Origin of the sequence: Saccharothrix luteola (genome assembly GCF_020859565.1) — a bacterium.
Lineage (GTDB): Bacteria > Actinomycetota > Actinomycetes > Mycobacteriales > Pseudonocardiaceae > Actinosynnema > Actinosynnema luteola.
In genome coordinates this window covers 26,169-51,928 of the sequence record NZ_JAJHUO010000040.1, presented here as the reverse complement: position 1 = coordinate 51,928, position 25,760 = coordinate 26,169, and the positions used below count along the sequence as shown (strand labels likewise).

The following is a 25,760-nucleotide window of genomic DNA, read 5'->3' as shown; positions in this document are numbered from 1 at the left end:
CGTCAGGGCGGCGGGAGCGGGGGTGACGCGGGGTTGGTCATGTGCGCGCGGATCGCGTTGCGGCCGTACTCGGCGACCGCGGCGTCGGTCGAGTAGCCGACCACGGCCACCCAGGTCGCGTCCTGCACCGGCGCGCAGGAGACCTGCACGGCAACTCGGTCGTCCCCACCGACGATGACGAACTCGCCGTCGTCCGGCGGGAACCAGGCGTCCAGCCCGTACCGGCGCAGTGCCGCCGCGGCGAGGTCCAGGCAGTGCCGGACGTCGGCCTCGATCGTGAAGGTGCCCAAGTGCGCGAACATGGTCCTCCGACCGGTCAGACGAACCTGAGCTGGACCACCGGCGGTTTCGGGCCGAGGTAGGTCCCGGGGAACTCGGTCGACACGACCCGCAGGGTCACGCCGGCGACGATCGTGAGCTGCGCGCCCACGCGCGGTTGCAACGTGCCCTCGAAGTAGATCGGGTCGACCTCGTCCCAGGGACGTCCGTCGTCGCGCAGTCCCAGGTTGCGCAGCCCGATGGAGTGGACCACCACGGCAGGCGGGGTCACGCCCCGGTCGTCCACCGTGGGGACCCGGTACTCGGCCGTGACCTGCGCCCCGCCGGGGAGCGTGAGGACCGCGAGCACGGGCAGTTGCGACCCCAGTTCGGCCACGGAGCTCGATCCCACCACGAACGTCGTCTGGTTCATGACCACGTGCCCGACCCAGGGCGAGAACTCGGCCGGGTACGTGCGGTGCAGGTTGGCCGCGGCGAGTCGGCGGCCGGACTGCCAGAAGTTGCCTGGCAGCGGGGTGACGACGCTCGCCGCCTCCGGTGGCGTGGGGATGGTGAAGCCCATCGGCCCCGTGAATCCCATGATGCAGTAGTCGTCCTCGTACACGGTTTCCTGGCCGGGGTCGCCGCGATCGGGGCCGAACGCGTGCTGGAAGCCCAGCACGTGACCGACCTCGTGCTGGTAGAACTCCAGGAACCCGTGCTGGTCGAACAGCGCCCGGTTGCGGTCGGCTCCCGCATTGGACGGCGGGGGGTTGGTCAGGGCGATGAACCCGTGGTAGCCGTCCACGTTGATGCCCTCCGCGCGGGCCCGGTCCCGGACCGCGTCGATGGCCTCGGCCCGGCGGTGCGCGAAGTGGTTGGCGTCCAAGCCCTCCAGGTTCAGCCCGGCGGCGCCGCCCTCGACGTCGAACTGGAGGTTCAGCAACCCGAACGTCGAGCGCAACCAGTAGTCGCGGACGCTCCAGCCGTTGGAGCCCTGGAAGACCGCCCGGCAGAAGCTCGTCGGCCACGGCCAGCTGCTCGCCGATCCGGCCTGCGGCGGGCTCCAGAACCCCCGGACGATCAACACGCGGAACGGATTCGGCGCCATGACCCACGCTCCCGATGTCGTCGACCGTTGCCCATCAGGTCGTGCGCCGGGGTGGGCGTGTGTCGGTCAGCTCGCGGGATTCATCCGTTCGGACCAGCCGCGACCAGGGTCGTCGAGTCCAGGGCGGCGAGGGCCGCGGAGGTGCTCCCGGGGCCGGCGGGCAGGAGGGGGAGGCGGACGTCCGGCGTCGGGATGCGGCCCTGGGCGTGCAGCACGGCCTTCACCACGGTCGGGTTCGGCTCGGCGAACAGCGCGGCCGACAGCCGGCCCAGCCGTCCGCCCAGAGCGCGCGCCACGGCGACGTCACCGGCGTGCCAGGCGTCGATCAGCCGGACGAACTCGCTGGTGGCGACGTGCGCCGAAGCCAGGATGCCGCCGTGCGCGCCCAGCGCCAGCAACGGCGAGATGAACGTGTCGTCCCCGCCGAGGATCGCCAGGTCCGGTACGTCGGCGAACAGCTCGACCGTGTCGGCGTTGATCCCGCCCGCCGCGTACTTCAGGCCGACGACCCCCGGCACGTCCGCCAGTCGCCGCAACGCCGCCGCGGACAGGTACTGGCCCGTCCGGTACGGGATGTCGTAGACGACCAGCGGCACCGGGCTGTCGGCGGCCAGCCGGGTCAGGTGGGCGAGCGCGCCCTCCTCGCCCGGCCGGACGAACGACGGCACGGTGGTCAGCGACGCCACCACCTCCGGGTGGTCGGCCAACGACGCCAACGCCTGCGGGGTGTTCGCGCCGACGATCAGCGGCGCGTCGCGCTCACGGCAGACCCGCGTGAGGACACCGAGCACGGCCTGCTGCTCGACCGGCGTGAGCGACGAGGGCTCCGCCGTCGTGCCCAACGCCACCAGGCCGCGCGCGCCGTCGTCCAACGCCTGGTGGGCGAGGGCCTCCAGGGCGTCGAGGGCCACGGCCCCCGACCGGTCGAACGGCGTGATCAGCGGGACGTGCAGGCCGGTGAGCGTCATGCGCACCACGGTGCCCGCCCGGACCGTGAAGCACCAGTTCGGGTTCCTCGTGGCAACCGTAAGCTGAACTGATGCTCGACGTCCGCCGCCTGCGGCTCCTGCGCGACCTGGCCCGCCTCGGCACGATCGCCGCCGTCGCCCAGGCCCACGCCTACACGCCGTCCGCCGTGTCCCAGCAGCTCGCCGCCCTGCAACGCGAGGCGGGCGTGCCGCTGCTGGAGCACACCGGCCGCAGCGTCAGCCTCACGGCCGCCGCCACCGCGCTCGTCGGGCACACCGAGACGATCCTGGCCGCCCTGGAAGCCGCGACCGCCGCGGTGGCCGCCGCACGCACCGGCCTGTCCGGCACCGTGCGGATCGGCGCGTTCCCCAGCGCCGTGCCGACCCTCCTGCCGGCCGCGCTGGTCGCGCTGGGCCGCGACCACCCGGCGCTCGACCTCATGGTCACCGAGCTGGACCCGGTCGACATGCCGGACGCGTTGCGCGACGGGCGGCTGGACGTGGCGCTGTGGCACGACTACGACATCGCGCCCGTCGAGCCCGACCCGGGCGTGGACTCCGTGCGGCTGCTGGACGAGAAGGTGTTCCTCGCCGTGCCGGCCGAAGGGCCGGAGGGGACGATCGCGAGCACGCGTGACGCGGCGTGGATCGTCGGCACCCCCGGCACGCTCTGCCACACCGTGGCGATGCGGGTCTGCCAGGCGGCCGGTTTCACCGCGAGGGTGCGCCACCACGCCGACGACTTCACCGCCGTGCTCGCGCTCGTCGCCGCCGGTCAGGGCGTCGCGCTCGTGCCCGAACTCGGCGCGACGCGCCCGCCCGCCGACGTCCGGCTGGTCCCGCTGGACGTCCACCGCCGCACCCGCATCGCCTACCGCCGCGGCGCGGGCGGTCACCCCGTGGTCGCGGCGTGCGTGGCGGCGCTGGAGTCCTCGACCCGCGCCTACCTCGCTCCTCCCTCTTGAGAGTGAGGCGGAGGACCGCGCGCGCGAGCGGTCGGTTCCGGTTCCGGGATCCGCCGACGGGAACGGGCCCGGTCCGGTGCGACCTGGTGCAGGCCGTGATCGCGGCCTGCGAGTTCGGCCTCGCGGCGCCCGGAGGCGGGGCCCACCCGTCAGTGTGAGCCCCACCCCCGTCACGTCACGGGTTGACGATCGTGACCTCGCGGTCGTCCGAGACCTGGCCGTTGAACGGGCCGGACATCGTGGCCGAGGCGAAGGCCGTGCCCGCGCGGAACGGGAACTCCGCGGCGTGCACCGAGACGGTGACCGTCTGCGTGCCGCCGGTGCAGAACGGCTGCGCGAAGCCCGCGCCGGTCGCGATGGCGGGACCGACGCGCTGGGTGAGCCGGACGTTGACGTAGGCGTAGCCCGGCGGCGGGCAGACGATCTGCACGTCGATCTTGACCGCCGCACCGCGCGCGAGTCTTTCCCCCTGTGCCTGGAGCTGGATCGCGGGCTGCGACGGCGACTGGGCGCTCACGTCGGCGCTGGACGGCAGCACGGACGCGAAGACCGCGCCCGCGACGACCGCCAGCACGGCCGCCGCCCTGGCCGGGCGCAGGTTGCGGATGGATGGGAACTTCATCGGTTCTCCTCTGCGGTGGGTGCTGCCGGCACAGGTGTGCGGGCAGTGGGTTCGGGAGAGGCCAGGCCGGCGAGCAGCCCGGCGGTCAGCACGATCACGGGCAGGTGCCACAGGAAGTCGAAACCGCTGTGCACCAGCAGCACGACGAGCCCCGCGGCGGCGCCCGCCCACGACGACCCGGCGCGGCCGCGCCACACCGTGACGGCCAGCGCGGCCAGGACCAGCAGCACCAGGCCGAGCCCGATCGCGCCGAGCTCGACCAGGACCTGGAGGTACTCGTTGTGCACGTACCGCATCACGCGGGACTCGCCGCCGGGACCGGTGAACGCGAACCACCCGTTGCCGGGTCCGACGCCCGACACCGGCCGTGCGGCGACGAGGTCCAGCGCCGCGCCCGTCGCGCCGGTGCGGTCCGGTGAACCGGTCGAGATCCGGCCCGCGAGCAACCTGCCCAGGTCGAGGGCGAAGAGCGCCCCGAGCCCGATCGCGGCGAGCCCGGCCACCACACCGACGAGCCGGAACAGCGGCGTCACCCGGTTCAGGCCGGCGGTGACCGCGAGGCCGACGACGAGTCCTGCCACCGCGAGCGCCGGGCCGGCCGGTTCGGCGGCCGGGAACGACGGCGCCAGCGCGCCCAGGGCGATCAGCGCGCCGAGGACGGGCGGACCGGCGTGCCGCAGGGAGGCGCGGACTCCGTTGAACACGGCCAACGCCACCACCCCGGCCAGCAGCGCCAGCAGGCCGGCGCGGCTGAGCGTCGCGCCGACGCCGACGACCAGCGCGTACACCGCGGCGGCGTGCGGCAACGAGTCCGGGTGGGCCGTGTTCAGGGCCAGCGCGAGCACGGTGAGCGCGGCGAGCAGCGCGGCGGCGGCGTTGGGGTAGGTGAGGGTGGAGGCGGCGCGGGCCAGGCCGTCGGCGACCACCGACCAGGACGGCACCCGCCAGACGACGGCCACCCAGCCGGTCAGCGCGACCAGCGCGCCTGCGCCGACCAGCACCGACGCGCACAGCTCCCGTTGCCGGGCGTCGGCACCCCGGACCACGACCACCGCCGCGGCCAGGCAGCCGACGGCCGCGACCGCGGGCAGGGAACGGGTGACGTCGCCGTCCAGGGCCGCGCGCAGGACGGCCCACGCGGCGAGCCCCGCGCAGGCCACCGGGACCAGCCCGAACGCCGGGCGGTCGCGAAGTGCCAGGACCAGCGCGAACGCGACGAGCGCGCCGGTGAAGAGCCGGCCGGGCAGGTAGTACCCGCCCTGGGCGACCACGGCCGCGGCGATCGCGGCGAGCACGAGCAGCACGGCGTGCGGAAGGGCGACCGCGTCCCGTGCCCGGACGTGGTCGTGCGCAAGTCCCCCCATGCAGGCCTCCCCCAGCCCCCATGCCCGCCCGAGGCGGGGTAGGCGCGGATCTTAACCTCGGGATCCGTTGCGGCGGAGCGGTTTCGGCGGAACGCGGTCCCGCGCCGGCCAGGTGGTCCCGGCGATCGACTTGAGGCAGGCTGGCCGCATGGAGTACACCCAGCTCGGCCGTTCCGGCCTGTCCGTGTCCCGCTTGTGCCTCGGCACGATGAACTTCGGCCCGGAGACGTCCGAGCCCGACAGCCACACGATCATGGACCGGGCCCACGAGCACGGCATCAACTTCTTCGACACCGCCGACGTCTACGGGTGGCAGCGGGGCGAGGGCGTCACCGAGAAGATCATCGGCCGGTGGTTCGCGCAGGGCGGCGGGCGTCGGGAGAGGACCGTGCTCGCCACCAAGCTGTACGGCGACATGGGGGACTGGCCGAACGAGAAGCGGCTGTCCGCCCTGCACATCCGGCGGGCCGCGGACGCGTCGCTGCAACGGTTGCAGACCGACCACATCGACCTGCTCCAGATGCACCACGTGGACCGGGCCACGCCGTGGGACGAGATCTGGGAGGCCTTCTCCGTGCTGCGGCAGCAGGGGAAGGTGATCTACTTCGGGTCGTCCAACTTCGCCGGGTGGCACATCGCGCAGGCGCAGCAGGCGGCGCGCGAACGCCACTTCCTGGGGTTGGTCAGCGAGCAGTCGATCTACAACCTGGTCAACCGGTTCGTCGAGCTGGAGGTCCTGCCGGCGGCGCGCCACTACGGCGTCGGCGTGATCCCGTGGTCGCCCCTGGGCGGCGGGGTGCTCGGCGGTGTGCTGCGCAAGCAGCGCGAGGGCGGTGGGTCGCGCGGCACGACGGGGCGCAGCCTGGAGGCGTTGGAGAAGCACCGGGACGCCATCGAGGCTTACGAGAAGCTGTCGGCGGACCTCGGCGAGGACCCGGCACACGTCGGCGTGGCGTGGCTGCTGCACCAGGAAGGCGTGACGTCGCCGATCATCGGCCCCCGCACCCTCGAGCAGCTGGACGGCTCGCTGCGGTCCACCGAGATCAAGCTCGACGACGAGGTCCTGGCCAAGCTGGACGAACTCTTCCCGGCCCCCGGCCCGAACGGCGCCAAGCCCGCGCCGGAGGCGTACGCCTGGTAGCAGGGTCGAGGGCCGGGCGCACCTCCCGGCCCTCACCCGTCCGGTGCCCGGACACGCGTTGCGCCTACTTCGAATCCGGAGCGTTCAGGCCTCATCGAGTCGGTCGCGGCGCTGCGGCTCGGTTGACACCGCGGCCGCGTCGTCCCGCAACCCTGGAGGCGGTCAGTCCTCGAAGTCCTCGTCGTCACGCGCCAGGTAGGTGGCCAGGCGCTCGACGGCCGTCTCGAAGTCCGGATTCAGGTCCACGAACGCCCGCAGCTTGTCGGCCAGCCAGGCGAACGTCACCTCCTCCTCGCCCCGCCGGGCCTCCAGTTCCTCGATGCCACGATCGGTGAAGTACACGGGACTTCCTCCAGCGAAACGGCCGAGCCGCCGAAACCCCGGGAGGTCTCGACGGCTCGGCGCGAACCAACGGGTCTTACTCGAACGCCTTCGCGATCAGCTCGCGCTGCTCGACCTCGTGCACCTTGGACGACCCCGCCGACGGCGCGGCCATCGGGCGACGCGACACGCGCTTCACCGCGAACCGCGACGGCAGCAGCTCGGGCAGCGCCAGCCCGAAGAACGGCCACGCGCCCTGGTTCGCGGGCTCCTCCTGGACCCAGCGGACCTCGGTGGCGTTCGGGTAGCGGTCCAGGGCGGCGGTCAGCTTGCGCGCCGGCACCGGGTACAGCTGCTCGACGCGCACCACGGCGACGTCCTTGACGCCCCGCTTCTCCTGCTCGGCCAGCAGCTCGTAGTAGATCTTGCCGCTGCACAGCAGGACCTTGCGCACCGCGCTCGGGTCGACGCCGGTCGGGTCGTCGATCACCGACTGGAACTTCTCGTCCACGAACGCCTCGACCGGGCTGACCGCGGCCTTCAGGCGCAGCATGGACTTCGGCGTGAACACCACCAGCGGGCGGTTCACGCCGTCCAGCGCGTGCCGCCGCAGCAGGTGGAAGTAGTTCGCCGGCGTGGACGGCACCGCGATCGTCATCGAGCCCTCCGCGCACAGCTGGAGGAACCGCTCGATCCGGCCGGACGTGTGGTCCGGGCCCTGGCCCTCGTGACCGTGCGGCAGCAGCAGCACGACGTCGGACACCTGGCCCCACTTCGCCTCACCGGACGAGATGAACTCGTCGATGATCGGCTGCGCGCCGTTGACGAAGTCGCCGAACTGAGCCTCCCACAGCACCAGCGCGTCGGGGTTGGCCACGGAGTAGCCGTACTCGAAGCCGAGCGCCGCGAACTCCGACAGCACCGAGTCGTACACCATGAACTTGCCCTGGCCCTCGGCCAGGTTCTGCAGCGGCGTGTACTCCTCGGACCGCTTGCGGTCCACCAGCGTGGCGTGCCGCTGCACGAACGTGCCGCGCCGCGAGTCCTGCCCGGCCAGCCGGACCGTGCGGCCCTCCAGCACGAGCGACCCGAACGCCAGCAGCTCGGCGAACGCCCAGTCGATGCCGCCCTCACGGGCCATCTTGGCGCGCCGCTCCAGCACCGGCTTGACGCGCGGGTGCGGCGTGAAGCCCTCGGGCAGGTTCACGTGCGCGTCGGCGATCTTCTCGATGATCGACCGGTCGACGCCGGTGGGCAGCTTGGTCGGGACCTGCTGCTCCTGCTCGATCGACGGCGAGGTCTTGATCGGGTGCTTCTCCAGCTCCCGGACCTCGTTGAACACGTGCTCCAGCTGCGAGGAGAAGTCCTGCAACGCCTTCTCGGCCTCTTCGACCGAGATGTCGCCGCGACCGATCAGGGACTCGGTGTAGGTCTTGCGCACCGAGCGCTTCGTGTCGATCACGTCGTACATCGCCGGCTGCGTCATCGAGGGGTCGTCGCCCTCGTTGTGGCCGCGGCGGCGGTAGCAGACCATGTCGATCACGACGTCCTTGTTGAACGCCTGCCGGTAGTCCACCGCCAGCTTGGCGACCCAGTAGCACGCCTCGGGGTCGTCGCCGTTGACGTGGAACACCGGTGCGCCGATCATCTTCGCCACGTCGGTCGAGTACTTCGACGAGCGCGAGTGCTCGGGCGCGGTGGTGAAGCCGACCTGGTTGTTCACGACCACGTGCACCGTGCCGCCGGTGCGGTAGCCGCGCACCAGCGCGAGGTTCAGCGTCTCGGCGACCACGCCCTGGCCCGCGAACGCGGCGTCGCCGTGCAGCGCGACCGGCAGCACGGTGAAGCCCTCGCCGCCCTTGTCGAGCATGTCCTGCTTGGCGCGGACGATGCCCTCGAGCACCGGGTCGACGGCTTCCAGGTGCGACGGGTTCGCGGTCAGCGACACCTTCGTCTCGCCGTCGCCGAACATCCGGAAGTACTTGCCCTCGGCGCCCAGGTGGTACTTGACGTCACCGGAGCCGTGCGCCTGGCCGGGGTCGAGGTTGCCCTCGAACTCGCGGAAGATCTGCGAGATCGGCTTGCCGACGATGTTCGCCAGCACGTTCAGCCTGCCGCGGTGCGGCATGCCGATGACGACCTCGTCGATCTCGTGCTCGGCGGCCTTGTCCAGCACCGCGTCGAGCAGCGGGATGACCGTCTCGCCGCCCTCGAGCGAGAACCGCTTCTGGCCGACGTACTTGGTCTGCAGGAAGGTCTCGAACGCCTCGGCGGCGTTGAGCTTCGACAGGATGTACTTCTGCACGGTGGCCGGCGGCTTCTCGTGCGGCACCTCGACGCGGTCCTGGATCCAGAGGCGCTCCTCCGGGTCGAGGATGTGCATGTACTCGACGCCGACCGTGCGGCAGTACGAGTTGCGCAGCACGCCGAGGATGTCGCGCAGCTTCATCCGCTCCTGGCCCGCGAACCCGCCGACCGGGAACTCCCGGTCCAGGTCCCACAGGGTCAGGCCGTGCGACAGGACGTCGAGGTCCTGGTGGCTGCGCTGCCGGTAGTTCAGCGGGTCCGTGTCGGCCATGAGGTGGCCGCGGGTGCGGAACGCGTCGATCAGCTCGATCACGCGGGCGGTCTTGTCGACCGCGCCCTCGGGGATGTCGGCGACCCAGCGGATCGGCTCGTACGGCAGCCGCAGCGACGTGAAGACGTCGTCGTAGAAGCCGTCCTCGCCCAGCAGGAGCTGGTGGATGCGGCGCAGGAACTCGCCGGACTCCGCGCCCTGGATGACGCGGTGGTCGTACGTGGAGGTCAGCGTGATGACCTTGCTGACGCCCATGTCGGTCAGGGCCTGCTCGCTGGTGCCCTGGAAGTGCGCCGGGTACTCCATCGCGCCGACGCCGATGATCGTGCCCTGGCCGGCCTGCAGGCGCGGCACCGAGTGGTTGGTGCCGATGGTGCCCGGGTTGGTCAGCGAGATGGTGGTGCCGGAGAAGTCCTCGGTGGTCAGCGAGCCCGTCCGCGCCTTGCGGATCAGGTCCTCGTAGGCCTGCCAGAACTGCGTGAACGTCATGTTCTCGCAGCCCTTGATCGAGGCCACGACCAGCGTGCGGGCGCCGTCCTTGCCGGGCAGGTCGATCGCCAGGCCGAAGTTCACGTGCTCCGGCGTGATCACGAACGGCTTGCCGTCGACCTCGCCGAAGTGCCGGTTCATGTTCGGGTAGGCCTTGAGCGCCCGCACCACCGCGTACCCGATGAGGTGGGTGAAGGAGACCTTCCCACCGCGGGTGCGCTTGAGGTGGTTGTTGATCACGATGCGGTTGTCGGCCAGCAGCTTGGCGGGCACGGCGCGCACGCTCGTCGCGGTCGGAACGGTGAGCGAGAGCTCCATGTTCTTCGCGATGGCGGCGGCGGCGCCGCGCAGCTGCTTCTGCTCCTCGCCCTTGACCGGCTGCACCGGCGCGGCCTTGGCGGCCTGGGCGGGCGCGGGCTTGGCCGCGGGCTTCTGGGCCGGCTGAGCCGTCGTCCCCGGCTGGGCGGCCTGGCTCTTCGGCGGCTGCTGCGGCTGCCGCGCGGTCGTCGGCGCGGCGGTGCTCGCGGCGGACGGCGCGGCCTGGGCCGGAGCGGTCTTGGTGGCGGTCGTGGTGCCGCTCTCCGCGGCCGTCGCCGCCCCGTTGCCCGACCGCTGCGTCGACTTGTAGTCGGCGAAGAAGTCGTGCCAGGCCGGGTCCACGGACGACGGATCGGCGAGGAACTGCTCGTACATCTCCTCGACCAGCCACTCATTGGGGCCGAACTGAGAAGCAGGACTGCTGCTGGACACGGCTGGCGCTCGCCTCTATCCATCTCGCTCTTGGTAATGACTCACTCATGGTCAGGCTAGTCCCCCGTCTGGTGCAGTTCACACACAGGAGGGGCAGCGCACCGAGTGTTCTCTCACAGAATCGGTCAGGTCATCGGTTCGTGTTATGGGTGCTTGAGCATCACTTGAGGTTAAGCCCGTCACACGTCCGGCGGTGCTTCAACTCGGAGTAGTTGTGCGCACGGCGGTGGTCGGTGGGGTGTGAGGTGTTCAGCCGGCTGAAGCGTGGTGTCCGATAGGTCCCTGACCTGCGTCTTCAACCTTTTGGTTGACTTCGGTGGGTGTCGGTCGTATGGTTTGTTCAACCGAGAGGTTGAGTAAGGAGATGGCGGTGGACGACCAGTTGTCGCGGGTCTTCTCGGCCCTGGCCGACCCGATCCGGCGCGACATGGTGGCGCGGCTGGCAGTGGGCGACGCGACCGTGAACGAGTTGGCCGAGCCGTACTCCGTGACCGTGCAGGCCGTGTCGAAGCACCTCAAGGTGCTCGAGGACGCCGGGCTCGTCAGCCGCAGCAAGCAGGCGCAACGACGGCCCGTCCACCTCGAGGCGGAGGTGTTCGACCTGATGACGAAGTGGATCGAGCGCTACCGGCAGGAGGCGGAGCAGCGCTACCAGCGGCTGGACGCCCTGCTCGCCGAGATGGCGTCCGACGGCACCCGACAGACCCGGATCGAAGGAGAAGCATCATGACCACGACCACGCACCCCGAGACCAGCATCAGCGCCGACCCGGCCACGCCGGTCATCCACATCACCCGCGAGTTCAACGCCCCGGTGGACGCGGTGTTCCGCGCGCACGTCGACCCCGACCTCGTGGTGAAGTGGCAGGGCCCGCGCTACCTGGAGATGCGCGTGGAGCGGTGGGACGCGTCGACCGGCGGCGCCTACCGCTTCGTGCACAGCCACGGTGACGAGGAGTACCGGTTCTACGGCTCGTTCCACGAGGTCAGGCCCGGTGAGCGGATCGTGCAGACGTTCACGTTCGAGGGCTTCCCGGACGGCGTCTCGCTGGACACCCTGACGTTCGAGGACCTGGGCGACGGCCGGACCCGGCTGCACGCCGCCAGCGTGTTCGCGACGACGGAAGCCCGCGACATGATGTTGGCCAGCGGCATGGAGACCGGGGTGGTCGAGGGGTACGAGCGGCTGGACGAGATGCTCGCCGAGGGCTGAGCGACCGCTCTTCGCCCCGCAGGCCGCACGGGCTGCGGGGCGGCCTCGTGCCTGCGGTCAGCCGAACCACCGGGCGGCGACGTGCCGGAGCTCGTCCGGGTAGGGGCGCGCGTCGTTCGACGCCCACGCCACGTAGGAGTCCGGGCGGAGCAGGAGCGCGGTGGCGTCGGTGTCCGCCTCGGCGCGGACGACCTCGACGCCGTCGACGCGCAGGCCGCCGCTCCCCGTCAGGTCGATCAGCAGTGGCCGCGCCGTTCGGACCAGTTCGGCGAGGCGGACCGTGCCGGCCGACGTGCGCAGGTCCAGGTCGGGTGCGGGCAGGCCGGCCAGCGGGTGGGCGTCGTCGCCGACCGGGTAGCGGACGTCCGCGCCGGCGATCAGGTCGGCCACGACCCGCACGACGCCCGGTTGGGCGAGCAGTTCGCCGAACAGCCGGCGCAGGCCGGTGACGTCCTCGCCCGGTGACAGCAGTGCGGACTGGGCCTGGGAGTAGGTGATGGTCCGGTCGGCGACCGGACGGCGTTCGGCCTCGTACGTGTCGAGGACGTCGACGGCGCCGTTGACCGCCGCCGCGAGCTTCCAGCCCAGGTTCACCGCGTCCTGGAGGCCGACGTCGAGTCCGGTGCCGCCGGCGGCGAAGACGTGGGCGGCGTCGCCGACCAGGAACACCCGACCGTCGCGGTACCGCTCGGCGACCCTGGTGTTGCCGCCGTCGAGCCTGCGCAGCACGTGCGGGCCGGAGCCGGGCGGCGGGCCGAGCGGCACGTCGGCGCCCAGCACCCGGCGGACGCCGGCGCGCAGCTCGTCGAGGCTCATCGGCCCGGTCTCCGAGCGGTCGGTTCCCGGCTCGGCCCACTCCGTGGTGGAGACCAGCGGCGGGCGGCCGGGCAGTGGGGCGTAGGAGAAGCCGCCGCGGTCGGTCCGGACGGGCAGGAACGGCCGGACGGGGCCGTGACCGGGCACGATCAGCGCGCCGGTCGCGGGGTCCAGCCAGTCCGACGGCACGGTGACGTGCGCGGTGCGGGTGGTGGACCGGTCGTAGGTGACGCCGGGGAAGCCGATGCCGGCGGCCTTGCGGACCGGGCTGTGCGCGCTGTCGGCGCCGACGACGTACCGGGTGCGCAGCTCGTACGCGCCGTCGGGGCCGTCGACGGTGAGCGTGACGCCGTCGGCGTCCTGGACGAGCCCGGTGAACTCGTGGCCGCTTCGGGCACCGGGAGGTTGTAGATCGGGCTGTCGGCGAGGAGGCCGAGGTCGAGCGGCATCGCGGCGAACATGAAGTGGCGGTCGTTGGGCAGCGGCGGGCCGGGCTGCCCGCTGAGCCGCTCGAACAGGCCGCGGCGGTCGACCATCCGGACGACCTGGCCGACCAGGCCGTTCGACCGGGGTTCCGCGCCGGGTTCGAGGAGGCGCTCCAGCACGACCGGCCGGACGCCTCCCAGGGCGAGTTCGCACGCGAGCATGAGCCCGTTCGGTCCACCGCCGACGACGACCACGTCCATGGGTGTCACTCCTCTGCTTCGGGTGTTCCGGGCACGCCGGGGAGCCCGTCGGGCGGGCTTCGGTATGCGGGGTGGCGAGGTCAGCGCGGGGCGGGCAACCCGGCGCGGATCCGGTGGAAGACCTCGCGGAGGAGAGGTCCGATCGACCCGGTGGGGTCCTGGGTCCACCGGGTGAGCGCGGCGCCCAGGCCCGCGCTGACCACGGCGGCGACGACCTGCGGGTACAGGTCGCCGGCGGCGGTGCCGGTGCGGTCGGCGATGGCGGCGGTCAGCTCGTCCTGCGCGGCGGCGTGGGCGCGGAACACCTCGTACTGGACGGCCGGCTCGGCGAGCAGCTTCTGGAGCGCGGCGGCGTAGCCGGACGGCGCCGCGCCGCTGCCGGGTGGTTCGAACTGCGCGACGACGGCGTCGACGAGCGCGTCCCAGAGCGGTTCGTCGGCCGGGCGGTCGCGGAGGGCTTGGGCGACGCGCCGGCCGCGCTCGACGTGGGTGGCGACGATCGCCTCGGCCTTGGTGGCGAAGTAGTTGCGGAAGGTCCGCTCGGACACGTTCGCCGCGGCGGCGATGTCCTCCACCGAGACGTTGTCCCACCCGCGTTCCAGGGTGAGCCGGATCGCGGCCTGGCTCAACGCGAACCGCGTCTCCCGCTTCTTGCGCTCACGCAGCCCGCCCGTCGCCATGCGGGTCAGCCTAGTGGAACTTTCCGGGTCGGCAAACTTGCCGACCCGGAAAGTTTTGTGGCGGGCGGTCCGGCCGCGGACGGGTCAGTGGCTCGGGGTTAGCTCGCTCGCGTCCGGCTCGACGTCGGTGCCGTGGGCCCAGAGGCGGGCGTAGTGGCCGTTCGCTTCGAGCAGTTCGGCGTGGGTGCCCTGTTCCACGATCCGGCCACCGGACAGGACCACGATCCGGTCGGCGCGGGCGGCGGTGGCCAGGCGGTGGGCGACGACGAAGGTGGTCCGGGCCCCGGCCAGGTGGTCGCCGGCCTCCAGGACCGCGGACTCGGTGGCGGGGTCCAGCGCGGCGGTGGCCTCGTCCAGCAGCAGGATCGTCGGCTGGACCAGCTCGGCCCGGGCCAGGGCGACCAGTTGGCGCTGGCCGGCGGACAGGCCCTGGCCGCGCTCGCCCACCTGCTGGTGGAACGCGTTGGGCAGGGCGGCCACCACGGGCATGGCGCCCACGGCCCGGACCGCCGCCTCGATCTCGGCCCTGGTCGCGTCCGGCTTGCCGTAGGCGACGTTCTCCGCGATGTCGCCGCCGAACAGGTGCGCCTCCTGCGGGACGATGCCGAGCCGTCGGCGCAGCGCCGACAGGTCGTAGGAGCGCAGATCGACGCCGTCGATCAACACCGCGCCCCCGGTGGCGTCGTAGAACCTCGCCACGAGCTTGACCAGCGTCGACTTGCCCGCGCCGGTCGCGCCCACGAAGGCGACGGTCTCGCCCGGCGGGACGTGCAGCGAGATGTCCTCCACGGCGGGGCGGGTGGTGCCCTGGTAGGCGAACGTGACGTCGCGCAGCTCCACCTCACCGCGCAGGTTGGTCACCGGCACGGGGTCGGCGGCCGGCGGGACGGTGGTCGGGGTGCGCAGCAGGTCGCCGATGCGGCTCAGGCCCACCCTGGCCTGCTGGTAGCCGTCGAACACGCCCGACAGCTGGTACAGCGGCGAGAAGAACAGGCCGAGGTACAGCACGAACGCCAGGAGCACGCCGGGGGACAGGGTGCCCTCCGCCACCCGGTAGGAGCCGACCACGAGGATCCCGGCCTGCGCGACACCCGAGAGCAGCGACAGGAACGGGAAGTAGGTGGCGATGTACCGCTGCGCCCGGATGCGGGAACGGCGGTAGGCGTCGCTGCGCTCGGCGAACGCCTCGGCCGACCGCGCCTCCCGCGTGTACGCCTGCGACACGCGCAGCCCCGAGACGTTCTCCTGGAGGTCGGCGTTGACCGCGCTGACGCGTTCGCGCGCCTCCGCGTAGGCCGCCGACGAGAGGCGTTGGAAGACCACCGTCGCGATCAGCAGGATCGGCAGCACGCTCAGCGCCACCAGCGCCAGGCCCGGATCGGTCACGACCAGGGCCACCGCGATGCCGACGACGGTCAGCACGCTGATGACGAACGTGGTCAGGCCGGTCTGCAGGAAGCTGGACAGGGCGTCCACGTCGGTGGTCATCCGGGTCATGATCCGGCCGGCCATCTCGCGCTCGTAGTAGTCCAGCCCGAGCCGTTGCAGGTGGGCGTAGCTGCGCACGCGCAACAGGTACAGCAGGCGTTCGCCGAGCCGGGACGTCACGACGGTGCCCGCAGCCGCCGACACCCAGCCCAGCACGACCAGCGTGAAGCTGATCGCGACGGCGACCCAGAGCCAGCCGACCTGACCGCCGACGACGCCCTTGTCGATGCCGAGGCGCACCAGGTTCGGCGAGGCGACGGCCAGCGCCGTGTCGATCAGCAGGAGGCCGCCCACGCCCAGCATCGTCCAGCGGACGGGCCGCAGCAGGGTGCGCAGGCGGAAGCCCGGGTCGGGGGCGCGCGGGTCCTCGCCGTTCAGGACCGGCACGTCCTCGGCAGGCGGCAGGGAGTGGACGCGGGCCATCAGCTCCGGGGTCGGCGGGGTGCCGCCCAGCAGCGCCGACGTGCCACCCCCGCCCCGGCTGACCTTGGCCGCGCCGACGGCCCGGTTCGCCGCGCGCACGGCCAGGTCGTCCTCGTCGCTCTCGGGCCAGAGGGCCGGGGTCGTGCCGTCGGGGCCCGGTTCCAGCCTGGCGTCGGCACGGGGGTCGACCTGTTCGATCGCCTCGCCCGGTCCGGCGAGCAGCTCGCGGTAGAGGCGGCAGCGCTCGTGCAGCTCGGCGTGGGTGCCGATGTCGACCACCCGGCCCGCGTCCAGCACGGCGATGCGGTCGGCCAGCGCGAGCGACGACCGCCGGTGCGCGATCAGGAGCGTCGTGCGCTCGGCGGTCACGGCGGCCAGCGTGCGGTGGATCGCCGCCTCGGTGGCGTTGTCCACGGCCGAGGTCGCGTCGTCCAGGACCAGGACGCGCGGGTCGGAGAGCAGGGCGCGGGCCAGGGCGACGCGCTGGCGCTGACCGCCGGAGAGGGTCAGGCCGCGCTCGCCGACCACGGTGTCGTAGCCGTTCGGCAGCGCTTCGATGAACTCGTGCGCCTCGGCCGCCCGCGCCGCCGCTTCCACCTGCTCGTCGGAGGCGTCCGGCAGGCCGTAGGCGATGTTCGAGCGGACGGTGTCGGAGAAGAGGAACGCCTCCTCGAACACCGTGCCCACGGTCCGGCGCAGGGACGACAGCCGCAGCTCCCGGACGTCCACGTCACCCACGGACACCGAGCCCTCGTGCACGTCGTAGAACCGGGGCAGCAGCAGCGACACGGTCGACTTGCCCGAGCCCGCGGTGCCGACGATGGCGAGCGTCTCGCCCGGTTCCACGCGCAGCGACACGCCCGAGAGCACCGGTTCGCTGCGCGTGTAGCCGAACGCCACGTCCCGCAGCTCGACGGCCACCGGACCGGCGGGCACGTCGCGGTCGCCGTCCACGACCGTCGGCTGCGAGTCGACCAGCTCGTACACGCGCTCCACGCCGGCACGCGCCAGCTGCGCGGTCACCATCAGGCTCGCCAGCAGGCGGGTCGGGCCGACGAGGGTGGCCACGTAGGTCGCGAACGCCAGGAACGTGCCGAGGGTGACCTCCCCGCGCAGCGCCATCCAGCCGCCGAGCGCCAGGACCGCCACCTGGCCGAGGTAGGGCAGGGCGTTCAGCGTCGCGGAAGGGCGGGCGGTCAGGCGGGCCGCGCGCATCCGCTCGGCGAACAGGAGCTTGGCGCGCGACTCCAGCCGGGAGACCTCGCGGGCCTCCTGGCCGAACCCCTTCACCACGCGCACGCCGGTGACGGTCTCCTCCACGTGCTGCGCCACGTCGGCCGCGCGTTGCTGGGCCGACCAGGTGGCCGGGAAGAGGGTCAGCCTGCTGCGGGCCGCGACCACCCCGACGGCGGGGGTGATCACCAGCGCGATCACGGTCAGCAGCGGCGACAGCCAGAACATCGCCACGATCGCCGCGACCGCGAACACGACCGTGCCGAACGCCAGCGGCGTCATCGACAGCAGGCTGTTGACCAGCTGGAGGTCGGTGATCGAGCGGGACACCACCTGGCCCGTGCGCAACGCGTCCTGCTTCGGCCCGTCCAACCGCTGCACCGCGCCGAACACCGCCTGCCGCAGGTCGTGCTGCACGTCGACGGCCAGCCGGCCGCCGAGGAACCGGCGCACGAACGCGGTGCCGAAGGTCAGCAGCTCCAAGCCGACCAGGACGATCGCGAGCCAGGCCAGGCGGTCCGTGCGGCCGGCCATCGCGTCGTCGACGGCGACCTTGATCAACAACGGGCCGACGGCCTGCAACCCGACGCCGACGACGGCGGCGAGCACCGAGAGCACCACGAGCGAGCGGTGCTGCCAGCACGCCCTGGCGAGCCTGCGGATCCAGCCGTCGGAAGAAGTCACGACCTCCAACATAGGTCGGACCACCGACGGTGTCGGCCCCTCGGACGTGACGGAGGCCGCCCCGAACCTTCGGGGCGGCCTCCGTCAGCCGATCAAGATCACGCGATCAGGTGATGTCCTTGCGCTGAGTGGCCGCCCAGCCACCGAGGAAGAACAGCGCCGACCAGACGAGGAAGATCAGACCGCTCAACCACCAGTCGAACGCCCCGAGCGCGCCGGCGAACGCCCGCAGCGCCTCGACCATGTCCTCCGGCACGACGCCGGCGTTCGACAGGAACAACGACGACGCCACCGAGCCGGTCAGGCCGTTCACCGCGCCGTTGGGCAGGAAGCCGATGATCTCCGGCAGGCCCTGGGACGCCAGCACGAGCTGGATGCCGTTCTCCACGATCAGCATGTAGAGCAGCAGCACGACGGTGGTGCCGACGACGCTGGTCATCAGCGCGCCGACGCCCACGCCGAACATGGTCATCAGGATCGACGACAGGACGCCGACACCGGCCAGCGCCAGCCAGCCACCGGCGTCCGGCAGCGAACCCGCGTCCGAGGTGAGCGCGATGCCCATGCTCACCGAGGCCACGATCGCGACGCCGAAGATCGCGCCCCACAGGATGTAGACGATCATCTTCGCGCCCAGCGCGGAGACCCTGTTGGGCGAGGTCAGGAACGTGGTGGTGATCGTCTTGCGGTTGATCTCGTTGGCGATCGCCAGGCCGCCGAAGATCATCGGGAAGATCGTGGCCACGTTGATGCTGCGCGCGATCCCGAACACCGACATCTGCCACTGCGACGGGTCCACGTTGAGCAGCGTGGCGAGCTCCTCGGCGTCGGAGCTGTTCATGAAGTCCGAGACGGTCTTGAAGATCGCCCCGGTGCCGAGCGCCCAGCCGAACGCGAGCAGCACGGTCGGGATCATCAGGCCCCACCACAGGCCCGTGGTGGTGGTCTTGCGGAACTCCGCCTTGATCAGGTTGCCCATCACGCACCGCCCCCGAGGCCGCCCTGACCGTGTTGCGGACCGTACGGGTTGTCCTGCGGCGGCGGCTGGGATCCCGGTGGTGGTGCCTCGTAGCCCTGCGTGGGCTGCTGGTACTGCTGCTGGTACTGCTGCTCGTAGCCGGGCGGCGGCTGCTGGTACTGCTGCTGGTACCCCGGCGGCGGCTGCTGCTGGTAGCCCTGCGGCGGGGTCTGGTACTGCGGCTGGTAGCCGGGCGGCGGCTGCTGCTGGTACCCGACGGGTTGCGCGTACTGGCCCGGCGCCGCGTACTGGCCGTTGGTGAGCTGGAAGAACAGCCGTTCCAGGTCGACCTTCTCCTCCTGGATGCCGTAGACCGACACACCCGCCTTCAACGCGGTGTCGGCGACCTGCCTGGCCTCCACGCCGGTGACCGCGATGCGGCCGTCCGGCAGCTGCTCGATCGCGCTGATCCCGTCCTCCCGCAGCGCCGCGACCAGCGCGCCGGTGTCCGACGGCTGCACGAGCACGCGGCCCTGCTGCTGGTCGCGCAGCTGGTCGAGCGACCCGTAGTACATGGTCTGACCACGGCTGATGATGACCACCTGGTCGACGGTCTGCTCGACCTCCGCCAGCAGGTGGCTGGAGATCAGCACGGTCCGCCCGCTGCGCGCGTAGGACTGCAGGAACGTCCGCAGCCACGCGATGCCCTCCGGGTCGAGCCCGTTGGCCGGCTCGTCGAGCACCAGGATCTGCGGGTCGCCGAGCAGCGCGGTGGCCAGGGCCAGCCGCTGCTTCATGCCGAGCGAGAACCCGCCCGCCTTGCGGTCGCCCGCCGCGCCGAGGCCGACCAGCTGGAGCACCTGGTCGGCGCGCGAGTCGGGCACGCCGATCGCGGCGGCGTAGACGCGCAGGTGGTTGCGCGCCGTGCGCTTGGGGTGGAAGCCCTGCGCCTCCAGCACCGCGCCGACCACCCGGGCCGGGTTGCCGAGCTGGGCGAACGGCCTGCCGTTGATCAGTCCGATGCCCGCGGTCGGGGTCACCAGGCCGAGCAGCATGCGCAGCGTCGTGGTCTTGCCTGCCCCGTTGGGGCCGAGGAAGCCGGTCACCGAACCGGGTTCCACTGTGAAGCTGAGGTTCTGCACCGCTGCGACCGGACCGAACTGCTTGGTCAAGTTCTGCACCACGATGCGGCCAGTGCCGTCGTGCACGCGTCCCTCCCGAGTACTCCTACCGGGCGTCATCCTGCCCTAGGAGGGTCACTCGGGGAGGGCATGCCGCGGTTTCGACGCGACCCTCGGTATCTCGGCCGTCGTCTCGACCTCCTTCGAATGGCGCAGCGTGCGCAGCGGACGGCGGCGTTCGCGGTGCGGCAGGCCGTCGCCGATGAGGTGCTGGTGGGCCATCGTCCACACCTGGCACGGCCACTTCTTGTGCCGCAGGACTCCGGGGCACGCGCCGCAGCGGCCGTCCGGATCCGGTTGGTGCACGGTCAACAACAGCCGCCAGCCGTCGGCCAGGCGGTGGATCTCGGACCGCGCGAGCGGCACGAGGGCGTCCGCCTCACCGCTCTCGGCGACCTCGTCCAGCAACGCCAGCCGGCGCATCACGGCGGCCCGCAGCGCTTCGTCCACGGCCGTCACATCCTGTCGGCGACTTGGTCGAGCAGGCGGTGCAGCCGGCGCGTCTGCGTGACGGACATCACGGCGGACTCGCCGGGCGGCGCGACCAGCAGAACTCGGTCGTCCTCGACGAGCACGGTCATCGACCGGTCCCGCCCGAACGGGTCGTGGCAGTCGATCCAGCCCTCGGGTTCAGCCATCTGCGCTCCGATCGGAGGAGGCGCGGCAGAGCACCGCGCGAACGGACGACCCCGCTGGGTAGCCGCGGGGTTCCCGCCCTGTGCATCGGTCGCGGGGCCGTCGTGACTTACCCGTTATCACCCAAGTTCACTCGATTGCTTGAGTTCGTGCACAGCGCGTCGCCGCCGCCGGGACGGATGTCGGCCGGATCGGTGGGGTCACTGGGCAGGGACCCCTGTTCCCGGCTAAGATTGGTCACGCGGCCCGCTCCCAGTGACCCCCAGGCTGGTTGAGCGGGCCGTCTTTCTTCGCCGAAGGGCCCCGCTCACGTGCTGTGAGCGGGGCCCTTCGCCGTCGGGGGTTCTCAGAGGTCGAGCGGCGTGTGGGTCATCCCGTGCGCCTGCGCGACCGGCAGGTTCGTCAGCAGGCCCTCGTGCGCGTTCAGGCCGAGCGCCAGCGACGGGTCCGCCCGCAGCGCCGCCTCCCAGCCCTGGTCGGCCAGCGCGACGGCGTAGGGCAGCGTCACGTTGGTCAGCGCGTAGGTCGACGTCCGCGGCACGGCGCCGGGCATGTTCGCCACGCAGTAGAAGACGGTGTCGTGCACCTGGTAGGTCGGGTCGGCGTGCGTGGTCGGGCGCGAGTCGGCGAAGCAGCCGCCCTGGTCGATCGCGATGTCCACGAGGACGGAGCCGGGCCGCATGTCGGCCACCAGCTCGTTGCTCACCAGCTTCGGCGCCTTCGCGCCGGGCACCAGCACCGCGCCGATGACCAGGTCGGCCTCGCGCACGGCCTGCTCGACGGAGTACCGGTTGGACGTCACGGTGCGCAGGCGGCCCTGGTAGAGGGCGTCGATGTGGCGCAGCCGGTCGACGTTGGTGTCCAGGATCTGCACGTCCGCGCCCATGCCCACGGCGATCGCCGCGGCGTTCAGGCCCGCCACGCCACCGCCGATCACGACCACCCGCGCCGGGTGCACGCCGGGCACGCCGCCGGGCAGCACGCCGCGCCCGCCGGACGGCTTCATCAGCGAGAACGCGCCCACCTGCGGCGCGAGCCTGCCCGCCACCTCCGACATCGGCGCCAGCAGCGGCAGCGCGCCGTTCGCGGTCTGCACGGTCTCGTAGGCGACGGCGGTGGTGCCGGAGTCCAGCAGCGCCTGCGTCAGCGGCCGGTCGGCGGCCAGGTGCAGGTACGTGAACAGGACCTGGCCCTCGCGCAGCCGCGGGTACTCCTCGGCGATCGGCTCCTTGACCTTGAGCACCAGGTCGCCCTCGGCCCACACGTCGTCCGCGCCTGCCAGCACCTTCGCGCCCGCGGCCAGGTACTCCTCGTCGGTGATGGCCGAACCGAGGCCCGCGCCGGCCTCGACCACCACGTCGTGACCGCGCTGCGTCAGCTCGTGCGCGCCCGCCGGGGTCAGCGCGACGCGGTACTCGTGGTTCTTGATCTCGCGGGGGACGGCGATCCGCACGGTGGGCTCCTTCGGCCGGTGTTACACCAAAGGTCCGGTAACGGGTATCCGGTGTCATCGTGCGGCCGGCACCAACGCACCCCTGCGCCACTGTGCCGATCGAACAAGTCCGACGGTGCGTTGACACCCGTCGGGCCGGGCACCTAGCGTGCGGGCCAACCAACTGAACATCGGCCGCGGCGCGCCAGGAGCGCCGGAACCCGCGCGGGAGAGACCTCGGTGAACGTGCCGGGGCGCCGAAGGAGCAAGCACCCCGCACACTCTCAGGCAGCGAGAACCGCACGGGTGAGGCGACTCTGGAAAGCGCGCACGTCCGCGCACCCACGGTGCAAGCCGCCGCTCCGGCGTCGGTGAAGCTCTCAGGTCCCAGGACAGAGTGGGGCTCTGGTGGACCTTGCCGTGAGGGAGCGCTGTCGTGACTTTTCCGGACAACCTGCTGTACACGCCCGAGCACGAGTGGGTGGACTGGGCGCCGGGTACCCAGGACCCCGTGGCGGTCGGCATCACGTCGTACGCGGCGGAGTCGTTGGGTGACGTCGTGTTCGTGGAGCTGCCCGAGGTCGGCGCCGTGGTGAAGTCCGGCGAGGTGTGCGGCGAGCTGGAGTCGACCAAGTCGGTCAGCGACCTGTACGCGCCGATCAGCGGCGAGGTGGTGGAGGTCAACCGGGCCGCCGTCGACGACCCGTCGTTGATCAACAACGACCCGTACGGGGCCGGGTGGCTGTTCAAGGTGGCCGTGACGGACGCGTCCGGGTTGCTGACCGCGGCGAAGTACGCGGAACTGACCGGGGACTGACGTCATGGCGATCAGCGTGTTCGACCTGTTCTCCGTGGGCATCGGACCGTCGAGCTCGCACACGGTGGGCCCGATGCGCGCGGCGATGATGTTCGCGGAACGGCTGCGGCCCTCGTCGGCCTCGGTCGACCGGGTGCACGTGGAGCTGTTCGGCTCGCTCGGCGCGACCGGGCACGGGCACGGCAGCCCGAAGGCGGTGGTGCTCGGCCTGGAGGGCTGCCGGCCGGAGGAGGTCGACCCGGAGGAGGCCGAACGGCGGCTGGCGGAGATCCGCGCCACGGGGCGGCTGCGGCTGGCCGGTGTGCGGGAGATCGCGTTCACCGAGGACACCGACCTGGTGATGCACCGGCGCAAGTCGTTGCCGCTGCACCCCAACGGCATGAGCTTCACCGCCCACTCGGGTGACGTCGTGGTCGACTCGGCGGTGTACTACTCCGTCGGCGGCGGGTTCGTGGTGGACGACACGGCCACCGGAGCGGACCGGATCAAGCCCGACGAGACGCCGGTCGCGCACCCGTTCCGCTCGGGTGACGAGCTGCTGGCGCGGTGCCGGGAGACCGGGCTGTCGATCAGCGAGGTCATGCTGGCCAACGAGCGGTCGTGGCGCGACGAGGCGTCGGTGCGCTCGGGGCTGCTGCGCATCTGGGACGTGATGCAGGAGTGCGTCGAGCGCGGCTGCACGCGGACCGGCGTGCTGCCCGGCGGCCTGAAGGTGCGGCGGCGCGCGGCCGAGATGCGGCAGCGGATGGCCGCCGAGCACTACGCCACGGACCCGTTGCGGGTGATGGACTGGGTGACCCTGTTCGCGCTGGCGGTGAACGAGGAGAACGCCGCGGGTGGCCGCGTGGTGACCGCGCCGACCAACGGCGCGGCCGGCATCGTGCCCGCGGTGCTGCACTACTACACCCGGTTCGTGCCGGGCGCGTCCGACGACGGCGTGGTGCGGTTCCTGCTGACGGCGGGCGCGGTCGGCGCGCTGTTCAAGGAGAACGCGTCGATCTCCGGCGCCGAGGTCGGGTGCCAGGGCGAGGTCGGCTCGGCGTGCTCGATGGCGGCGGGCGGGCTGGCCGAGGTGCTGGGCGGCACGCCGGAGCAGGTGGAGAACGCGGCCGAGATCGCGATGGAGCACAACCTGGGGCTGACGTGCGACCCGATCGGGGGACTCGTGCAGATCCCGTGCATCGAGCGCAACGCGTTGGCCTCGATCAAGGCGATCACGGCGGCGCGGATGGCGTTGCGCGGCGACGGCTCGCACTTCGTGTCGCTGGACAAGGTCATCAAGACCATGCGTGAGACGGGCAAGGACATGAAGGTCAAGTACAAGGAGACGGCACGCGGCGGCCTGGCCGTGAACGTCATCGAGTGCTGACCCGGGCGGGGAGGTGGCCGGCCGGCCGCCTCCCCGCCGTCGGCTGTCGGCCGTCGGGCTAGGGGAGCACCGACTCGATCGCCTTCACGACCGCCTCGTCCTCCGGCTCGGTCCGCGGCCGGAACCTCGCCACGACCTCGCCGGACGGCGCGAGCAGGAACTTCTCGAAGTTCCACTGCACGTCCCCGGCCGCGCCGTCGAGGTCCGCGAACGACGTCAGCTCGGCGTACAGCGGGTGCCGGGACGGGCCGTTCACCTCGACCTTCTCGAACAGCGGGAACGTCACGCCGTACGTGGTGGAGCAGAACGTGGCGATCTCCTCCGCCGTGCCCGGCTCCTGCCCGGCGAACTGGTTGCACGGGAAGCCGACCACGGAGAACCCCTGCGCCGCGTACCGCTCCTGCAACCGCTCCAAGCCCTGGTACTGCGGCGTCAGCCCGCACTTCGAGGCGACGTTCACCACCAGCAACGCCTTGCCCGCCAACGCGCCCAGGCTCGACGGCTCACCGGACAGCGTGCGCAGCGGGATGTCGTGGATGCTCATGGCTGCGAGGCTACGTGCCGCTCGACTAGCGCACGCAGGGCCGTCATCTCCGCCGCCAGCGCGGCCCGACCCGCCGCCGTCACGCCGACCCACGTCCGGGGCCGCCTGCCGTCGTAACCCTTCTCCACGGCCACCAGCCCGGCCGCCTCCAGCACCGCGATGTGCCGCGACAGGTTGCCCGCCGTCAACTCCAAAGTGGACCGCAGGTAGCCGAACTCGACCCGCTTCGCCTCCGCCGCCACGGTGAGGATGCCCAGCCGGTGCCTCTGGTGCACCACGTCGTCCAGTGACGCGGTCGGGTGCTCAGCCACGCCGCAAGCCCACCAGACCGCCGAGGAGGAGCACCAACCCGGGCAGCACGACCACGCTGCCGGTCGTCCAGGCGGTCGGTTGCGGGACCGCGAGCGGCGTGAACGCGGCCGACAGGCACAGCGCCACGAGGTACGCCGCGGTGGTGGTGGTGAACCGGGTGCTGCGCTCCAAGGAGGCCAGCACCACCAGGCCGAGACCGATCGCGATGAACGGCGCGATCGCCGGCTGGTCGTGCTGGAGCACCGCCGTGCCCAGCACCGCCGCCGTCGACGTCGCCACCCGCGGCGCGCCCCGGCGCCACAGCACGGTCGCCACCGCCAGCACGATCAGGCCGACGCCCGTCTCCGAGTAGAACCGGAACGGCAGGGCCTCCAGCGCCACCCCGACCACCGGACCGCTCAGCCCGATCAGCCCGATCACCGACGCGCCGAGGTAGCCCCGCGTGGACGTCTCGATGCCCACCCGCGCGCCACGCCGCCGGTACCACCACACCGTCGCCAGACCACCCGCCACCAGCACGACCAGCCAGTACAGGGCCAGCAGCACGGGGTGGCGCACGGCGAACGCCCGCGTCGGCTCCTCGACCGGCGCGTACAGCGGCAGAGCCAGGAACGACGCCACGCCGAAGAACAGCAGCGGGAACGGGTAGGCGTGCCGGTCCTCCCGCGCCCGTCGGCGCAGGTCGGCCAGGTCACCCAGCAGGTCTGCCACCCGGTCAGGTT

The 25,760-nt window shown here is 72.1% G+C and carries 23 protein-coding genes, 1 pseudogene and 1 riboswitch; of the genes and pseudogenes, 6 read left to right on the top strand and 18 right to left on the bottom strand.

Annotation, left to right across the window (positions count from 1 at the left end):
- Positions 1–2 precede the first annotated feature (2 nt).
- The 3 genes from LNK82_RS40625 to LNK82_RS40615 all read right to left on the bottom strand — a co-directional run bounded on the left by LNK82_RS40625 (position 3) and on the right by LNK82_RS40615 (position 2,337).
- Positions 3–302, bottom strand: a complete 300-nt coding sequence (locus LNK82_RS40625; RefSeq protein ID WP_230572195.1) for a hypothetical protein — start codon at positions 300–302, stop codon at positions 3–5.
- Positions 303–316: 14 nt separating this feature from the next.
- Positions 317–1,369 (bottom strand): hypothetical protein, encoded by a 1,053-nt coding sequence (locus LNK82_RS40620; RefSeq protein ID WP_230572194.1) that lies wholly within the window; start codon positions 1,367–1,369, stop codon positions 317–319.
- 80 nt (positions 1,370–1,449) lie between these two features.
- Positions 1,450–2,337: a dihydrodipicolinate synthase family protein gene (locus tag LNK82_RS40615; RefSeq protein WP_230572193.1), complete on the bottom strand. Its 888-nt coding sequence runs from the start codon at positions 2,335–2,337 to the stop codon at positions 1,450–1,452.
- Positions 2,338–2,408: 71 nt separating this feature from the next.
- On the opposite strand from LNK82_RS40615, the gene LNK82_RS40610 reads away from it, so the two are divergent.
- On the top strand, positions 2,409–3,302 hold the full coding sequence (locus tag LNK82_RS40610) for a LysR family transcriptional regulator (protein ID WP_230572192.1): 894 nt from the start codon (positions 2,409–2,411) through the stop codon (positions 3,300–3,302).
- Between the two features lie 175 nt (positions 3,303–3,477).
- Here LNK82_RS40610 and LNK82_RS40605 read toward each other — a convergent pair whose 3' ends face one another.
- Positions 3,478–3,924 carry a hypothetical protein gene (locus LNK82_RS40605; RefSeq protein WP_230572191.1) on the bottom strand — a complete coding sequence of 149 codons (447 nt, stop codon included), beginning with the start codon at positions 3,922–3,924 and terminating at the stop codon, positions 3,478–3,480.
- A complete protein-coding gene (locus LNK82_RS40600; protein ID WP_230572190.1) occupies positions 3,921–5,288 on the bottom strand; it encodes an O-antigen ligase family protein in 1,368 nt (455 codons plus the stop codon). The genes LNK82_RS40605 and LNK82_RS40600 overlap by 4 nt, the downstream gene beginning before the upstream one ends.
- A gap of 148 nt (positions 5,289–5,436) precedes the next feature.
- Between LNK82_RS40600 and LNK82_RS40595 the strand changes: the two genes are divergently transcribed.
- Entirely contained in the window at positions 5,437–6,429 is a 993-nt protein-coding gene (locus LNK82_RS40595) for an aldo/keto reductase (RefSeq protein ID WP_230572189.1), read from the top strand.
- A 162-nt stretch (positions 6,430–6,591) separates the two neighbouring features.
- Here the strand turns inward: LNK82_RS40595 and LNK82_RS40590 are convergent, their stop codons facing one another.
- Positions 6,592–6,771: a DUF6104 family protein gene (locus LNK82_RS40590; protein WP_230572188.1), complete on the bottom strand. Its 180-nt coding sequence runs from the start codon at positions 6,769–6,771 to the stop codon at positions 6,592–6,594.
- A 76-nt stretch (positions 6,772–6,847) separates the two neighbouring features.
- The gene (locus LNK82_RS40585) at positions 6,848–10,567 is read right to left on the bottom strand and encodes a multifunctional oxoglutarate decarboxylase/oxoglutarate dehydrogenase thiamine pyrophosphate-binding subunit/dihydrolipoyllysine-residue succinyltransferase subunit (protein ID WP_230572187.1); all 3,720 of its coding nucleotides are present in this window, start codon (positions 10,565–10,567) and stop codon (positions 6,848–6,850) included.
- Positions 10,568–10,937: 370 nt separating this feature from the next.
- On the opposite strand from LNK82_RS40585, the gene LNK82_RS40580 reads away from it, so the two are divergent.
- Complete coding sequence (locus LNK82_RS40580) at positions 10,938–11,297, top strand: ArsR/SmtB family transcription factor (protein ID WP_308257480.1); 360 nt, start codon at positions 10,938–10,940, stop codon at positions 11,295–11,297.
- Positions 11,294–11,779 carry an SRPBCC family protein gene (locus LNK82_RS40575; RefSeq protein WP_230572186.1) on the top strand — a complete coding sequence of 162 codons (486 nt, stop codon included), beginning with the start codon at positions 11,294–11,296 and terminating at the stop codon, positions 11,777–11,779. The genes LNK82_RS40580 and LNK82_RS40575 overlap by 4 nt, the downstream gene beginning before the upstream one ends.
- A 57-nt stretch (positions 11,780–11,836) precedes the next feature.
- Here LNK82_RS40575 and LNK82_RS40570 read toward each other — a convergent pair.
- The 8 genes and pseudogenes from LNK82_RS40570 to ald all read right to left on the bottom strand — a co-directional run bounded on the left by LNK82_RS40570 (position 11,837) and on the right by ald (position 22,017).
- Positions 11,837–13,281 (bottom strand): annotated as a pseudogene (locus LNK82_RS40570) (FAD-dependent monooxygenase).
- 80 nt (positions 13,282–13,361) lie between these two features.
- Positions 13,362–13,961 carry a TetR/AcrR family transcriptional regulator gene (locus LNK82_RS40565; protein ID WP_230572185.1) on the bottom strand — a complete coding sequence of 200 codons (600 nt, stop codon included), beginning with the start codon at positions 13,959–13,961 and terminating at the stop codon, positions 13,362–13,364.
- 84 nt (positions 13,962–14,045) lie between these two features.
- On the bottom strand, positions 14,046–17,801 hold the full coding sequence (locus LNK82_RS40560) for an ABC transporter ATP-binding protein (protein ID WP_230572184.1): 3,756 nt from the start codon (positions 17,799–17,801) through the stop codon (positions 14,046–14,048).
- A 94-nt stretch (positions 17,802–17,895) separates the two neighbouring features.
- Positions 17,896–18,768, bottom strand: coding sequence for an ABC-2 transporter permease (locus LNK82_RS40555; RefSeq protein WP_230572183.1), 873 nt, complete (start codon positions 18,766–18,768; stop codon positions 17,896–17,898).
- Complete coding sequence (locus LNK82_RS40550) at positions 18,768–19,955, bottom strand: ABC transporter ATP-binding protein (protein WP_230572182.1); 1,188 nt, start codon at positions 19,953–19,955, stop codon at positions 18,768–18,770. The genes LNK82_RS40555 and LNK82_RS40550 overlap by 1 nt, the downstream gene beginning before the upstream one ends.
- A gap of 48 nt (positions 19,956–20,003) precedes the next feature.
- The gene (locus LNK82_RS40545; protein WP_230572181.1) at positions 20,004–20,378 is read right to left on the bottom strand and encodes an AraC family transcriptional regulator; all 375 of its coding nucleotides are present in this window, start codon (positions 20,376–20,378) and stop codon (positions 20,004–20,006) included.
- Between the two features lie 5 nt (positions 20,379–20,383).
- Positions 20,384–20,566: a hypothetical protein gene (locus LNK82_RS40540; protein ID WP_123745591.1), complete on the bottom strand. Its 183-nt coding sequence runs from the start codon at positions 20,564–20,566 to the stop codon at positions 20,384–20,386.
- A gap of 344 nt (positions 20,567–20,910) precedes the next feature.
- Complete coding sequence (gene ald, locus LNK82_RS40535) at positions 20,911–22,017, bottom strand: alanine dehydrogenase (protein WP_230572180.1); 1,107 nt, start codon at positions 22,015–22,017, stop codon at positions 20,911–20,913.
- 195 nt (positions 22,018–22,212) lie between these two features.
- Positions 22,213–22,307, top strand: a riboswitch (glycine riboswitch).
- Positions 22,308–22,432: 125 nt separating this feature from the next.
- On the opposite strand from ald, the gene gcvH reads away from it, so the two are divergent.
- Both gcvH and LNK82_RS40525 read left to right on the top strand, forming a co-directional pair.
- Complete coding sequence (gene gcvH / locus LNK82_RS40530; RefSeq protein ID WP_230572179.1) at positions 22,433–22,813, top strand: glycine cleavage system protein GcvH; 381 nt, start codon at positions 22,433–22,435, stop codon at positions 22,811–22,813.
- Positions 22,814–22,817: 4 nt separating this feature from the next.
- Positions 22,818–24,182, top strand: coding sequence for an L-serine ammonia-lyase (locus tag LNK82_RS40525; protein WP_230572178.1), 1,365 nt, complete (start codon positions 22,818–22,820; stop codon positions 24,180–24,182).
- Positions 24,183–24,240: 58 nt separating this feature from the next.
- On the opposite strand, the gene LNK82_RS40520 is transcribed toward LNK82_RS40525, so the two are convergent.
- Genes LNK82_RS40520 through LNK82_RS40510 form a run of 3 tightly spaced genes read right to left on the bottom strand, consistent with a single transcriptional unit; the run spans position 24,241 to position 25,749 of the window.
- Positions 24,241–24,726 carry a glutathione peroxidase gene (locus LNK82_RS40520; protein WP_230572177.1) on the bottom strand — a complete coding sequence of 162 codons (486 nt, stop codon included), beginning with the start codon at positions 24,724–24,726 and terminating at the stop codon, positions 24,241–24,243.
- A complete protein-coding gene (locus tag LNK82_RS40515; protein ID WP_230572176.1) occupies positions 24,723–25,037 on the bottom strand; it encodes a transcriptional regulator in 315 nt (104 codons plus the stop codon). The genes LNK82_RS40520 and LNK82_RS40515 overlap by 4 nt, the downstream gene beginning before the upstream one ends.
- On the bottom strand, positions 25,030–25,749 hold the full coding sequence (locus LNK82_RS40510) for a hypothetical protein (protein ID WP_230572175.1): 720 nt from the start codon (positions 25,747–25,749) through the stop codon (positions 25,030–25,032). The genes LNK82_RS40515 and LNK82_RS40510 overlap by 8 nt, the downstream gene beginning before the upstream one ends.
- Between the last annotated feature and the right edge of the window lie 11 nt (positions 25,750–25,760).

Coding starts and splice junctions, on each gene's coding strand:
- LNK82_RS40605 (WP_230572191.1), bottom strand. CDS start 3,924: ATGAAGTTCCCATCCATCCGCAACCTGCGCCCGGCCAGGGCGGCGGCC.
- LNK82_RS40555 (WP_230572183.1), bottom strand. CDS start 18,768: ATGGGCAACCTGATCAAGGCGGAGTTCCGCAAGACCACCACCACGGGC.
- LNK82_RS40615 (WP_230572193.1), bottom strand. CDS start 2,337: ATGACGCTCACCGGCCTGCACGTCCCGCTGATCACGCCGTTCGACCGG.
- LNK82_RS40540 (WP_123745591.1), bottom strand. CDS start 20,566: ATGGCTGAACCCGAGGGCTGGATCGACTGCCACGACCCGTTCGGGCGG.
- LNK82_RS40600 (WP_230572190.1), bottom strand. CDS start 5,288: ATGGGGGGACTTGCGCACGACCACGTCCGGGCACGGGACGCGGTCGCC.
- LNK82_RS40595 (WP_230572189.1), top strand. CDS start 5,437: ATGGAGTACACCCAGCTCGGCCGTTCCGGCCTGTCCGTGTCCCGCTTG.
- LNK82_RS40625 (WP_230572195.1), bottom strand. CDS start 302: ATGTTCGCGCACTTGGGCACCTTCACGATCGAGGCCGACGTCCGGCAC.
- LNK82_RS40565 (WP_230572185.1), bottom strand. CDS start 13,961: ATGGCGACGGGCGGGCTGCGTGAGCGCAAGAAGCGGGAGACGCGGTTC.
- LNK82_RS40525 (WP_230572178.1), top strand. CDS start 22,818: ATGGCGATCAGCGTGTTCGACCTGTTCTCCGTGGGCATCGGACCGTCG.
- LNK82_RS40575 (WP_230572186.1), top strand. CDS start 11,294: ATGACCACGACCACGCACCCCGAGACCAGCATCAGCGCCGACCCGGCC.
- LNK82_RS40520 (WP_230572177.1), bottom strand. CDS start 24,726: ATGAGCATCCACGACATCCCGCTGCGCACGCTGTCCGGTGAGCCGTCG.
- LNK82_RS40620 (WP_230572194.1), bottom strand. CDS start 1,369: ATGGCGCCGAATCCGTTCCGCGTGTTGATCGTCCGGGGGTTCTGGAGC.
- LNK82_RS40560 (WP_230572184.1), bottom strand. CDS start 17,801: ATGTTGGAGGTCGTGACTTCTTCCGACGGCTGGATCCGCAGGCTCGCC.
- LNK82_RS40610 (WP_230572192.1), top strand. CDS start 2,409: ATGCTCGACGTCCGCCGCCTGCGGCTCCTGCGCGACCTGGCCCGCCTC.